Here is a 14,872-nt window from a genome sequence, read left to right on the forward strand (position 1 = left end):
GTGCCATCGAGCAACGAGACGCTGCACGCTGCCTCGGAAACGGTGCGGCTGCTGCTGGACCGGGTCCGCCCGGACGGCGCGACCGGCGAACCGGCCGGCAGCATGCGCGACTGGGGACTCACCTCACTGGCCCTGACCCGGCTCTGGCTGGAGATCCGCAACGCCACCGGCGTCGACGTGCCCGCGGCGTGGCTGGCCGGAGCCACCCGCGACGAGCTCGTGGCACGCATCGCCGCCGAGGGCGACGCCTCCTTCGTCGCCGACACGGGCACGCCCTCCGGCGACGACGCGCACGAGCCCTTCCCCGTCACCGTCCTGCAGCAGGCATACCTCGTGGCCAAGGAAGGCGACGCCGACGACGCGTTCGGCTGCCACCTCTACCGCGAGTTCCGCGTCGCCGACATCGACCCCGGCCGGCTCCGCCGGGCCTGGCAGGACCTCGTCGACCGGCACGACATGCTGCGCGCCGTCGTGTCGGCCGACGGCACCCAGCACGTCATGGCGCAGGCCCCGGCCTGGGACATGCCGACGCACCAGCTGGCCGGCCTCGACGAGCAGGCCGCCGGGCGGCACCGCGAACAGGTGCGCCGGCGTATGTCGCACCACCGCTACGAACCGGATTCCTGGCCGCTGTTCGGCATCGAGGTGTCGGTCCTGCCCGACGGCAGCGGCCTGGTCCATTTCAGCCTGGACACCCTCGTCGTCGACGGGCACGGCTACGCGCTGCTGCTACAGCAGTGGCACGAGCGGTACCAGGACCCGGACGTGACGGCGCACCCGCCCGCCGTCACGCCGCGCGCCTGCGTGACGGCCCTGGCCGCCCAGCGCGACGGCGACAGCCACCGCGCCGACCACGCCTACTGGGCCGCCGAGCTGGCGGACCTGCCGGCCGGGCCCGACCTGGTGCTGCCCGCAACCCCGCCGACCGGCGGCGTGCGGGTGCGCCGGCCGCTGGACGCCACGGTGCCGCCCCGGCAGTGGCAGGCGCTGCGCGAGACCGCCCGCGAGCTGTCGGTGTCGCCGACGGCCCTGGTGCTGACCGCGTTCGGCGAGGCACTGGCCCGCACGGGCGCGACCCAGCCGTTCTCGGTCGTCGTCACCACCAGCGACCGGCCCCGGCTGCCCGCCGACGCCGACGGCGTGGTCGGCCCGTTCACGTCCACCTGCCTGATGGTCATCGGTGAGACGCTGGCGTGGCCGGCCGGCGAAGCGGTCCGCGCCGTCAACGACAGACTCGGCGAGCACCTGCGGCACGGGCTCGTCTCCGGGATCGAGGCTTTGCGCGCCCGGGGCCGCCGTGGCGAGGCCGGGCCGCCGGTCGTGTTCACCAGCCTGCTCGACGTCGGCCCCGGGCCCGGCGTCGCGGGCGGTTTCGGCGCCGCGATCGAGTACGGCGTCAGCCAGACCTCGGGTGTCGCGCTGGACCACCAGATGTGGGAGGTCGACGGCGGGCTGCGGCTGCGCTGGGACGTCGACGACACCCGCTTCGCGCCGGGCGTCGTGGACACCGCGTTCGCGGCGCTGCTCAACTCCCTCACCGCCGGGCAGGTCGCCGAGAACGCCGCTCCGCTGCGACACGAGCTGCAGCAGGCGTACCTGGTCGCCAGGTTGGCCGAGGACGCCGACGGCTGCCAGTGCTACCAGAGCTTCGACGTCGCCGACCTGGACCTCGACCGGCTGGAGTCCGCGGTCCTGCGGCTGGTGGGCGGGTACGAGGTGCTGCGTACGCAGATCGGGCGGGACGGCGTCTGCCGGGTGCTGCCGCAGGCCCCCGACCGGTGGGTCGTGCCGGTCGTCGACACCGCCGACCGGGCGCAGCTGGACGAGCGGCTGCGCGAGCAGATGACGCACCGGCCGCTGCCGCTGGGGCGGTGGCCGCTGTTCGACATCCGGGTCACCCGCGACCAGACCGGCGCGTGCACCGTGCACTGCGCCCTGGACCTGCTGATCGCCGACGGCCTCAGCATCCACGGGCTGTTCCGGGAGCTGTGGCGGCTCTACGCCGACCCGCAGGCCGAGCCACGTACGGTGCCGCACGCGCCGCCGCCGGCCGCACCGGGGACCGACGCGCACCAGCAGGCGACGCAATACTGGCGGCGGCGGCTGCCCGACATTCCTCCCGGCCCGGAGCTGGGCGGCAGCGGCGGCCGGCGCACCCGGACCCGGCTGCAGGCACGCACCGGCGGCTACCGTGCCCTGGCGCAGCGCGCCGCCGCCGACGGCGTCACGGTCGACGACCTGCTGCTGGCCGCGCTGACCCGGGCGCTGTCGACGCGCCACCGGTCGCCGTACGCGGTGACGGTGGTGTCGTGGGGCGAAGGTGCGCGGCCCGGCGAGTTCTCATTCCTCACCTGGATCACCGGCGCCGACGCGGCCACGCCGCTGCGCGAGGCGGCCCGCGCCTACCGCCGGCAGCTCGACGACGACCTCACCGCCCGCGACGTGGGGGCGCTGCGGGAGATGCGCCGCCTGGTGATGAAGGAGCGCCGCGGCGTCGCCAACGACTACCCCGTGGTGTACACGGCGCTGGTCGATCTGACCGAGCAGTCGCTGCCCGCCGGGGTGCGCCAGGGGCCGTGGCTGACCAGCACCCCCGACTGCGCGCTGGACTGCATCGCGGTGGCCGAGGGCGACGAGCTGTTCTACTGCTGGGACGTCGTCGCCGACGACTTCGCGCCGGGCGCGCCCGCCGAGCTGTTCGCCGCCTTCGAGCAGGCGGTGGAGTCGCTTTGCACACCGGAGGAGCCCGCCGAGGACGACTGGCGGCACCGGGTCCTGTACGAGTGGAACGACACGGCCGTCCCGCTGCCCGACGACCTGCCCGTACACATGCTGTGCCAGCAGTGGGCGCACCGCGCCCCCGATGCGGTCGCGGTGCGCCGGCGCGACGGGACCATGACCTATGGCGAGCTGAACCGCCGCGCCAACCGGATCGCCTGGCGGCTCAAGGACCTGGGCGTCGGGCGTGGAGCCGTGGTCGGGGTGCGGATGCGCCGCGACCTGGACATGGTCGCGGCGGTGCACGGCATCCTCAAAGCGGGCGCGGCCTACCTGCCGCTCGACCCGTCGCTGCCCGACGAGCGCGGCGAGACGATGCTGCGCAGCGCCCGCGCCGACATCGTGCTGACCACGTCCGGGACCGCCCAGGGCAGCGTGCCCGCGCAGGTCTCGGTCATCGAGGTCGACCGCGACGAGGCGATGCGGCACGACCCGCGCGCCGACACCGACCCCGAGCCGGTCGCGGGACTCGACGACAGCGCCTACGTCATCTTCACCTCGGGCAGCACCGGGGTGCCCAAGGGCGTCGAGGTCGCCCACCGCTCGGTGCGCAACCTGATCGCCTTCTGCGGCCGGGAGTTCCCCGTGTCCCCCGACGACGTCGGCCTCGCGGTCACCTCGCTGAGCTTCGACCTGTCCGTCTTCGACATGCTGGGCCTGCTCGCCCTCGGCGCCGGGATGTACCTCGCCGACGAGGACCAGCAGCGCGACCCCGAGCTGCTCCTCGACGTGCTGCTCACCGAGCCGGTCACCCTGTGGAACTCGGCGCCCACCACCCTGCACCAGCTCACCCCGCTGCTGGAGCGCTGCCGTGGCGACCGGGGCGCGGGCAGCCTGCGGCGGGTCTGCCTCGCCGGGGACTTCATCCCGCTGTCGCTGCCGGACGCGGTCCGGTCCGCGTTCCCGTACGCGGAGATCATCGCGCTGGGCGGGCCGACCGAGACCACCGTGTGGTCCAACATCTACCGGGTCGGTGTCGTCGACCCCGCCTGGCGCAGCATCCCCTACGGCAGGCCCATCGACAACACCCGTCACTACGTGCTCGACGAGCAGCTGTGCCCGTGCCCGGTCGGCACGGCGGGCGAGCTGTACACCGCCGGGATGTGCCTGGCGGTCGGCTTCCGCCACCAGCCCGAGCTCACCGCGGAGCGGTTCGTGCGCGACCCGTTCCACGACGATCCGGACGAGCTGATGTACCGCACCGGCGACCGGGCGATGTGGATGGCCGACGGCAACCTGAGCATCCTCGGCCGGACCGACCACCAGGTCAAGATCCGCGGTCACCGGGTCGAACTGGGCGAGATCGAGCACCGCCTGCGCACCCATCCCGCCGTGCGCGAGGCCGTCGTGCTGCAGCGCCACGACGGCGGCGACGACAAGCTGGTCGCGTACGTCATCCCCGGGCCCGACGCGCCGACGACCGCCGAGCTGCGCGCCCACTGCGCGGTGAGCCTGCCCGCGTACATGGTGCCCAACCATGTCGTGCTCATGCGGTCGTTCCCCGGCACGCACAACGGCAAGCTCGACCGCGCCGCCCTGCCGTGGCCGCCCGTCCCGCTGCCCGAAGCCGCCGCCCAGGACGACGCCGTCCCGCAGCCCGACGCCGTCCCGCAGCCCGAAGCCGCCGCGCAGCCGGCACCCGTGCCCCACCCCGCAGCCGTGTCCCAGCCCGCAGTCGTGTCCCAGCCGGCATCCGTGCCCCAACCTGCAGCCGTGTCCCAGGCCGGCGGCGCGGACCTGGCGCGGCTGACGGCCGAGGTCGCTGCCATGTTCGCCGAGGTGCTCGCCGTGGCGGCCGTCGACGCGCACGAAGACCTGTGGGACCAGGGCTGCACCTCGTTCACCATGGTCCAGGTCTCCGCCGCGCTGCAGAAGAAGTACCAGCAGCGGGTGCCCGTGTCCGCGCTCATCGACGAACCCACTGCGGCAGGCATCGCGCGGATCGTCGCCGACCGGATCGGCCTGCCCACCGCGTCCACCGGCCCGTCCGCCGCCCCGGCCGCAACGGTGACCGCGATCGCCGAGCCGGTCCCGGCGGCGGCCGGTCCCGGCCAGGTCGACATGTTCGCCCCGGAACAGCGCGACGCGTTCAAGGCGCAGGCGTGGAACCTGCGCCGCGCCAGGCCCGACCAGCCCGTCACCCGCCTGCCCGACCACGACCTGCCGCCGGAGCACTACCGGTGGCGCGGCAGCCGCCGCGAGTACCTCGACGCGCCGCTACCGCTGGCCTCGTTCACCGGCCTGCTGGCGCTGCTGCGCCGGTCGCATGTCGACGGCCAGGCCCGGCACCTGTACCCGTCGGCCGGCGAGACCTACGCCGTGCAGACCTACGTCCACGTGCGCCCGGACGCCGTCGACGGCCTGGCCGAGGGGATCTACTACTACCACCCGCGCGAGCACGCCCTGCACCTGGTCAACGCCACCCCGCAGATCGACCGCACGGTGCACTTCTACTACAACCGGCCGGTGTTCGACGGCGCCGCCTTCGGCATCTACCTCATCGGGCAGCTGCACGGCATCGCCCCGATCTACGAGGCCGTCAGCGAGCGCTTCCTGCTGCTGGAAGCCGGCTACATGGGACAGCTGCTGATGATGGGGCAGGGCGCGGCCGAGGTCGGGCTGTGCCCGGTCGGCACGATGACCTTCGACCAGATCCGCGACCAGTTCGACCTCGACGACAGCCACGTGTTCCTGCACGCCTTCATGGGCGGGCGGGTGCGGCACCCGGCCGGGACCCTGGCGCAGCCGACGTTCGCGCCCGCCACCGTGACACCGCAGGCGGTGCCGGAGGTCGCGATCGTCGGCATGGCCGGCCGGTTCCCCGGCGCGGACAACCTCGACGAGTACTGGCAGCTGCTCGGCACCGGCCGGTGCGCCCTCGGCCCCGTCCCGGCCCACCGGCAGCTCACCGGCCCGGACGTGCCCGCCGGCCTCACCGGCGGGTTCCTGCCCGACACGCAGCGCTTCGACAGCATGCTGTTCCGCGTCGCCCCGGTCGAGGCCGCCGCCCTGGACCCGCAGCTCCGGATGATGCTGCACGCGGTATGGGAGTGCCTGGAGGACGCCGGGCACACCCCTGAGCGGCTGCGCGAGCGGTCGCCGCGCGTCGGGGTCTTCGCCGCCGTGATGTGGCACGACTACCAGCACGTCGGCCAGCAGGCGTGGGCGGCGTCCGGCCCGGCCAGGGTGTCCGCGCTGGCCTCCGACATCCCCAACCGGATCTCCCACTACTTCGGCTTCGACGGGCCCAGCGTCGCCGTCAACACCTCCTGCTCGTCGTCGCTGACCGCGCTGCACCTGGCCGTGGAGAGCCTGCGACGCGGCGAGTGCGACGCGGCCGTCGTCACCGCCGCCAACCTGGTCATGCACCCGTACCACCTGGCGCTGCTCGCCGACGCCGGGCTGCTCGCCGAGACGGCCGCCCCGGCCTACTCGGCCGACGGCTCCGGCTGGAACCCGGGGGAGGGCGTCGGCGCGGTGCTGCTGCGCCCGGCCGCCCGCGCCGAAACCGACGGCGACACCGTGCGCGCCGTCGTCGAGGCGACCGCGATCGGCCACACCGGCGGCAGCGGCAGGTTCGGCGTGCCCAACACCCGGGGACTGGCCGCGTCGATGCGCGAGGTCCTGGCACGGGCACAGGTCGACCCGGCAGACGTCACCTATGTGGAGTGCGCCGCAGCCGGTGCGGGCGTCGCCGACGCCGCCGAGGCCGAGGCGGTCGCCGAGGTCTTCGCCCACGCGCCGGTGCAGGCCGGGACGGTCAAACCCAACATCGGGCACCTGGAAGCCGCCTCCGGCATGTCGCAGCTGCTCAAGGTGCTGCTGCAGATGCGCCACGGCCGGCTCGCGCCGACCCTGCTCGCGGCACAGCGCACACCGCTGGTCGACTGGGCGGCTCTCCCGCTGACCGTGCCCACGGCGAGCGTGCCGTGGCCCGCCGACGGCCGGCAGCGGGCCCTGGTCAACGCCGTCGGCGCGACCGGGTCACACGCCCAGGTGGTGCTGCGCGGCCCGCAGCCGACCGCCACGGCAGTCGACGCCACCGGCGGACCCCAGGCGGTCGTCCTGTCGGCGGCCTCCGAGGCGCAGCTGCGCGAGGCGGCCCGCCGGCTGCGGGTCCACCTGGCCGCCACGCGCGGACAGACCGACGCGCCACGGTTGTCCGACCTCGCTTTCACCCTGCAGACCGGGCGGGTCGCCATGGCCCACCGGCTGGCCGTCGTCGTCACGGACGTCGCCGAACTGCTCGCCGCCCTGGACGCGTATGAGCGGCGCACCCCGCACCCCGCCGTCAGCGAGTCGGTGGTGCAGCCGGGTCGCCGCACGGCGGCCGCGACCGGAGCGGCCGGGTCTGTCGCGGACCGGACGGCCGACGCGGGCGACCCGGTCCGAGCGGTCGAAACCTGGCTCGCGGGGGGTGAGGTGGCCTGGCCGCGTGCGGCGGGGGCACGCCGCATCCCCCTGCCCACATACCCGTTCGCCGCAGAGGAGCACGCCGCACCGGCCGTGCCCGCGACCGCCGCGAGCCCCACGAACGCCCCGGAACGCCACGACGCCGCGCAGCGATACCTGGTTGAGCTCTATGCGCAGGTCGCCGGTATTCCGGCGGACCGGTTGGACCCGCGGACCCCGCTGGAGCACTACGGGATCAGTTCCTTCCTCGTGGCCCAGCTCAACGCGAGGCTGGCCGCGGACTTCACCCGCCCGCTGTCGAAGACCCTGTTCTTCGACCACGGCGACCTGGCCTCGATCGTCGCCGAACTCGCCGCCCGCGACGACGGCCCCTGGCGCGACCCGGCACCGGCCGCGCCGCCGGTGGCACCGGACGCCGTCGTGCGGCCGTCCGCCGAGACCGGCGACGACACCGACGACGCCATCGCCGTCATAGGGATCGCGGGCCGCTACCCGCGGGCGAGCACCCTGGACCAGTTCTGGCAGCTGCTCGAACAGGGACACGACGCCATCGGCCAGATCCCCGAGCGGCGGCGCGAGCCGGGCTGGCCGGTCGACCTGATGTGGGGCGGCTTCCTCGACGACGTCGACACCTTCGACCCGCTCTTCTTCAACATCACGCCCCGCGACGCCGTCTACATGGACCCGCAGGAACGGATCTTCCTGGAGGTGGTGTGGGAGACCCTGGAGGACGCCGGCTACCCCCGCCGGCGGCTGCGGCAGCGCCACCAGGGCCGGGTCGGCGTTTACGCCGCCTCCATGTACAACGAGTACCCGTACTTCGGGGTCGAGCGGTCACTGCAGGGCACCCCGACCGACACCGGCTCGGCGGTCGCCGGGATCGCCAACCGCGTCTCCTACTTCCTGGACCTGCACGGCCCCAGCATGACCGTCGACACCATGTGCTCGGCGTCGCTGACCGCGCTGCACCTGGCCGTGGAGAGCCTGCGCCGCGGCGAGTGCGAGGTCGCGCTCGCCGGCGGCGTCAACCTGTCGCTGCACCCGCACAAGTTCCGCCAGCAGCACCGCCTGCGCATGAGCTCCACCGACCACCGCTGCCGCAGCTTCGGCGCGGGTGGCGACGGCTTCGTGCCCGGCGAAGGCGCCGGTGCGGTGCTGCTCAAGCCGCTGCGCCAGGCCGTCGCCGACGGCGACCGGGTACACGCCGTCATCCGCGCGACGGCCGTGAACCACGGCGGCAGGACCAACGGGTACATGGTGCCCAGCTCGGTCGCGCAGGGCGAGCTGGTCGCCGACGCGCTGCGCCGGTCCGGGATCGATCCGCGCACGATCGGCTACGTCGAAGCGCACGGCACCGGCACCGCACTGGGCGACCCGGTCGAGATCAACGGCTTGATGCGGGCATTCGGCGACCTCCCGCCGGGCTCGTGCGCGATCGGCTCGGTGAAGTCCAACATCGGCCATCTCGAGGCCGCCGCGGGCATCGCCGGGCTGACCAAGGTCGTGCTGCAACTGCGCCACCGCCGCCTGGCCCCCTCGCTGCACGCCCGGTCGCTCAACGACAACATCGACTGGCCGGCCTGCCCGTTCACCGTGCAGCAGGACACCGCGCCCTGGCCCGAGCCCCCGCAGAACGACGGCGGAACCGGGCCGCGCCGTGCCGGGATCAGCTCGTTCGGCGCGGGCGGCGCCAACGCGCACGTCATCGTCGAGGAGCACCTGCCGCTGCCCGCACCCGCCGGAGCCGAGGCCGACGGTCCGCACGTCGTCGTGCTGTCCGCACGCGACGAGCAGCGCCTGTCCGAATCGGTCACCCGGCTGGCGGCCCGCCTGGCCGCGGACCCCGCGCCGAACCTGGCCGACCTCGCCCACACGCTGCAGGTGGGGCGCGAACCTTTGCGCGAGCGCCTCGCCGCGATCGTGTCCGACCTGTCCGAGCTGCGAGCGGTGCTGGCCGCCTACGGCGACGGCGACACCACCGGCGTGATCCGCGGCCGCACCCCCGGGGCCGATGTGCCACCCGGCCCGCCACCGGCCGACGACGTGTATGCCGACGCGTCCGCGCTCGCCCGGCACTGGGCCGCCGGTGGCGACGTCGACTGGGCCCGCCTGCACCACGGCCCCCGCCGCATCGTCAGCCTCCCGACGTATCCGTTCGCCCGCAACAGGTACTGGCCCGAGCCGCCACCCGCCGCACCGCTGCCGCAGGCCGCCCCCGACCGCGAGGTCGCGCTGCACGTCAAGGTGTGGGAGCCCGCAGCCGACCCGGCGAGCGTGCCGACGGCCGGGTCTGTCGTCTGCGTCCACTCCGCACGCACCCGCGCGCTCGCCGAACGGTTCGCCGAGGCGCTGCGCCCCGACCGCGTGCTGCTGGTCAGTGAAGACGGGCCGCACGACGGCCTGCCCGGTTTCACCACGCCCGAGCAGGCCGCCGACCTCGTCGACCGGCTCGTCGACAGCCACGGCGACATCGGCGGGTGGATCGACCTGGCCGACGTCGACCGCCCCGGCGACGACCCGGGCCCGTGGCAGGCCCGGGTGGCGCTGCTGCAGCGGCTGCTGGTCCGGCGCGCCCCGGCGGCGCTGCGGTTGCTGCACGTCACCCGAGGACTGCAGGATCCGCCCGGCGCGCCGCCGACCACGGCCGGCGCCCACCTGGCCGGCTTCGTACGGCTGCTCGGCGCCGAACACCGCAACGTGCACGCCACCGTCCTGGACGTCGACACCGACGGCGACGCCACGGCAGCCGCGGCCGCCGCCGAATGGCCCCTGCGCGAGCAGACCGCCGAAGTGTGCCTGCGCGCGGGCCGCCGCCTGACCGCCCGGCTCGCCCCGGTGAACGCGCCGGTCAAAGCCCCGTTCGCCGCCGACCCGGCCAAGGTGTACCTGGTCTCCGGCGGCACCCGCGGCGTCGGCGCGCACATCGCCCGCTGGCTGGTCAGCCGCGGCGCTCGCCGCCTCGCGCTGCTGTCGACCACCGCGATCCCGCCCCGCGACCGGTGGCGCTCGGCGGACCTGGCCCTCGACGTCGCGGCGGCCGTGGCCGGGGTGCGGCAGCTCGAACAGGCCGGCGCGCAGGTGGCCGTGTACGGCGGCGGCCTGTCCGACGAGAGCGGCCTCGCCTCGTTCCTCAAGGACGTCCGGCGCTCACTCGGGCCGGTCGGCGGCGTCGTGCACTGCGCCGGGCGGCCCAGCCGCGGCAGGCCGTCCTTCGTCCACAAGACCACCGACGACCTTGAGCAGGTGTTCGGGCCCAAGGACGAAGGGCTGCGCCGGCTCGCCCGCCTGTGCGCCGCCGACGACCCGTCGTTCTTCCTGCTCATGTCCTCGGTCAGCGCCGTCGTGCCGCGGCTGGGCGCGGGCGTCAGCGAGTACGCGGCCGCCAACGCCCACCTGGACTTCTTCGCTGGGGTCCAGGCACGGCTGGGTGACACCGCCTACCGCAGCGTCAACTGGCCCACCTGGCGTGACACCGGCATGGCCGCGGACCGGCCCGACGGATGCGCCGCCGCAGGACTGGACTCGCTCAGCGTCGAGCAGGGCCTGCAGGTCCTGGACACGGTGCTGACCACCACCGGCCTGACCCAGGTCGTGCCCTGCCTCGCCCTGCCGGGCCGGTTCGACGCGGCGACGATGCTCGCGGCCAAACCGGGCGGGCTGGAATCCGCGGTCGCCGCAACGGCACCGCAGCCGGTCGCCGCCCCGGAGAGGCTCGACGAGCCGGTGGCGGCGCAGGCCCCGGGTGAGCCGCCGCAGTGGCTGACCGACATCTTCGCCGACGCGCTGCAGATCGCCCACCAGGACCTCGACCCGACGGCATCGTTCGGTGACCTGGGCGTGGAGTCGGTGATGCTCGGCGAACTCGTGGTGCGCATCGAGAACGTCCTCGGCCGCAGCGTGGAACCCGCCCTGCTGCTGGAGCACCCCACCCTGACCCGGCTGGGCGCGCACCTGAACCAGTCCCTGCCTCAGCCGGCCCCGGTCGCCTCGCCGACACCGACACCGACACCGACACCGACACCGACACCGACACCGACACCGACACCGACACCGACACCGACACCGTCGCCGACACCGACACCGACGGTGCAGGCCGCGGCGACCCCGCCGGTGACAGCGGCTCCCGCTTCGGCTTCGGCAGCGGCGATCGACGTCGCATCGGGGACGCAGGTGGCGCCCGAGCAGGATCGGCGTATCGCGGTGATCGGCCTGGACTGCCGATTCCCGGGGGCACCCGATCCCGCCGCGTTCTGGGCCAACCTCGCCGCCGGGATCTGCTCGGTCACCGAGATCCCGCCGTCGCGCTGGGACCACCGCAGCCTCTACCGGCCGACCCACGAGGCCGGACACAGCATCAGCAGGTGGGGCGGCTTCGTCGAGGGCATCGAGGACTTCGACGCCGGGTTCTTCGGCATGACCGAGGAGGAGGCGCTGTGTCTCGACCCGGCGCTGCGCCTGTTCCTCGAAGGCGCCGTGGCCTGCCTCGCCGACGCCGGCTACCCGCTGGACGAGGTCGGCGGGCGCGACGTCGGGGTCTTCGTCGGCGCGCGGATGGGCAACTACGGCGACCGGGTCGGCGTACGGACCGGCCCGGCTGGGCTGGGCACCGACCAGAACTTCATCGCCGCCCGGGTGTCGCACCACCTCGACCTGCACGGCCCCAACCTGGTCGTCGACAGCGCCTGCTCATCCGCGCTGGCCGCCGTCCAGGCCGCCTGCCGCAGCCTGCTGGAGGGCGAATCCGACATGGCGCTGGCCGGCGGCGTCGACATCCTGCTCGACGAGAAGCCGTACCTGGAGTTCAGCGCCGCACGGGCGCTGTCCCCGTCGGGCCGCTGCGCCACCTTCGACCGCGACGCCGACGGTTTCGTCCCCGGCGAGGGCTGCGGCATCGTGCTGCTCAAACCTCTCGCTCGGGCACTGGCCGACGGCGACCGCATCGCCGCCGTGATCAACGCGGTGGCGGTCAACAACGACGGCCACACCATGGGGCTGACCACCCCCAACCCGGCCGCGCAGGCGAAGGTGATCCGGCGGGCGCTGGCCGTCAGTGGGCTGAGCGCCGACGACATCGGCATGCTCGAAGCCCACGGCACCGGCACGATGATCGGCGACCCGATCGAGCTGCGCGCGCTGACGGGCGTGTTCCAGGAGACGACCGACCAGCGGGGCTACTGCGCGATCGGCAGCGTCAAAACCAACATCGGCCACCTGCTCAGCGCGGCCGGCATGGCCGGACTGCTCAAGGTCGTGCTGTCCCTGGAGCACGGGCAGATCCCGGCCACGCTGTTCTGCGACACGCCCAACCCGCGCTTCGACTTCGCGGCCTCGCCGTTCTTCCCCAACACCGCCCTGCGCGACTGGCCCGCCCGGGGACGCATCCGCGCCGCCGGGGTCAGCGCGTTCGGGCTCGGCGGCACCAACGCGCACCTGATCGCCAGCGAGCTGGAACCGCGGCTGCGCGGGCAGTGGCCGCAGACCCGCCAACCGCTGCCCCGGCCGGTGTTCCAGCGGCGGCGGCACTGGCTGGAGGCGCCGGCCCACCCCGGGCACGCCGTACCGGAGCCCGCCCCGCCCCGCCCCCGCGCATCGATCTTGGATCTGAACTTCACCTCGGGCCCCACCCGACGCGAGAACACGCCTGCTGAGGAGATGTCCCACCGATGAGCGACTCCCGCATCGAATGCCTGCTGGTGCTGCGTGATGACGACTTCATCATGCGCAACCACCACGTCCACGGCGTGTCCGTCATGCCCGGCGTCACGTTCCTGGACATCCTGTACCGCGCCCTGGCCGCGCAGGGAGTCGACACCGCCGCCGTCGAGCTGCGCGGCATCGTCTTCGAAGAGGCCATCGTCACCGCCGAGGGCTACGACCGGCAGATCCGGCTCGTCGTCGACGAAGCCGTGGGCGGCCTGCGGCCGGTGCTCGGCGAGAGCCGCTGGCTGCGCGACGGCGAACCGTGCTCGCCGTGGCGCGAGAACTTCCGGGCCTCGCTGGCCCCGGCCGTTGCACCGGTGCCGCCGCCGCTGGACGTCGCCGGCCTGACCTCCGGCGCGGTCCGGCGCCGGGCGATGGCCGACATGTACGCCCACACCCGGTCGCGGCACATCGTGCACGGCCCGGCGATGCGCTGCCAGGGGCCGCTGCACATCGGCGACGCCTACCTGCTGGCCGAGCTGGCGCAGGAGGAGACGAGCGCCGACGCCGCGGCGTTCCACCTGCACCCGGCCAAGCTCGACGCCGCCACGATCGCCGCCTACGGGCAGGCCCCGGTCGCGACCGCCGAGCCCTACATCCCGATGTTCATCGAGCGCTTCCGTGCCGTGGGACCGCTGCGGGGCCGGTTCTACGTGCACGTCTCGGGCACCGAGACGCTCACTGCGTCCGGGGAGCTGTACCACAGCGACTTCGCCCTGTACGACGAGCACGGCCGGTACGTCGCCGAGTTCGCGCGCCTGACCTGCAAGCGGATCCGCCAGCCCGAACTGATCCGGGAGCTGCTGCGCGAGGTGCGACCCGCGGCCGTGCCCGCTGCGCCGTCGCCGCAGCCGACCGGTGCGGTCCTCAACGGCACCGCCCCGGCCGCGGGCTACCAGGACTGGCTCACGCAGCGGATCGCCGTGGTGCTCGACACCACGCCGGGCGCGGTCGACACCAGGGCGGGCTTCTACGACATGGGGCTGTCGTCGGTGGCGATGCTCGGCGTCAGCCGGGAGCTGGAAGAGGTGGTCGGCGCGACGCTGTACCCCACCCTGCTGTTCGAACACCCCACCATCGAAGCCCTGACCCGGCACCTGTTCGAGACCTACGGCGAATTCCGGCCGCCCGCCACACCGCCCGGCGGCGACGACGGGACCGGCGGCGAGCAGCCGGCCGAGGTGCCGCCCTCGCACACCGCGGTCTGTCTGCGGCCGACGTGGGCCCAGGCTCCCGCCCCGGACCCCACGTCGGCCCCCGCCGTGATCCTGCTCGACGCCCCGGACCAGCTGCAGCGGGAGCTGCGGCAGCGGGTCGAGGCCGCCGGCGGCCTGCTGCACGGCCTCACCTGGCACGGCGCGTCGGCCGGGGACACCGGCCGGCAGCAGCTCGCCCGGCTGCTCGCCGGCGTCGACCTGTCCGGCGACAGGCAATGGACGATCGTGTACGCGGGCATGCTCGACGCCGACGGCGACCCCGAGACGGCCGCACTGACCGCCTGGGCCGTCTGCGCCGCCGCCGGTGACCTGCGCGAGGTCCGCCCCCAGGCCGCGCTGTTCCTCCACCGTGGCACGTCACCGGCCCACGCCGCCGTCGCGGCGCTGGCCCGCACCGTCACCGCCGAACTGCCGATGCTGCGCTGCCGCAGCGTCGGCCTGCCCGCGGACACCTCCGCCACGCAGGCAGCCGCAGCGATCATCGAGGAGATCGCCGACCGCGCGAACGAACCCGAGGTCGACTACGACGGCGCTACACGGCGGGTACGCCGGCACGCCCCGGCCGCGCTCGGCGCCGGACGGCTGCTGCGCGACGGCGGCGTCTACCTGATCACCGGCGGCGCCGGCGGGCTCGGCCGGCTGCTCGCCGACCACCTGGCCCGCACCCACCGCGCCCGCCTGATCCTCACCGGCCGGGCGCAGGCCACCCCGGCGCTGCAGGAACAGCTGCGGCAGTGGGCGGACCTCGGCGCGGACGTGCGGTA

The 14,872-nt window shown here is 74.4% G+C and carries 2 protein-coding genes (1 of these 2 running past the window's edge); both read left to right on the top strand.

Annotation, left to right across the window (positions count from 1 at the left end; all coding sequences use genetic code 11):
• On the top strand, positions 1–12,858 hold the full coding sequence (locus tag F6W97_RS25455; RefSeq protein ID WP_155372902.1) for a non-ribosomal peptide synthetase: 12,858 nt from the start codon (positions 1–3) through the stop codon (positions 12,856–12,858).
• On the top strand, positions 12,855–14,872 hold the beginning of the coding sequence (locus F6W97_RS25460) for an SDR family NAD(P)-dependent oxidoreductase (RefSeq protein ID WP_155372903.1). Its footprint extends 19,381 nt past the window's final position; the window shows 2,018 of its 21,399 coding nt (coding positions 1–2,018); it begins with the start codon at positions 12,855–12,857; its stop codon lies beyond the right edge, outside the window. The genes F6W97_RS25455 and F6W97_RS25460 overlap by 4 nt, the downstream gene beginning before the upstream one ends.

It is taken from the genome of Catellatospora vulcania (genome assembly GCF_009720385.1).
In the GTDB taxonomy this organism is placed as follows: domain Bacteria; phylum Actinomycetota; class Actinomycetes; order Mycobacteriales; family Micromonosporaceae; genus Catellatospora; species Catellatospora vulcania.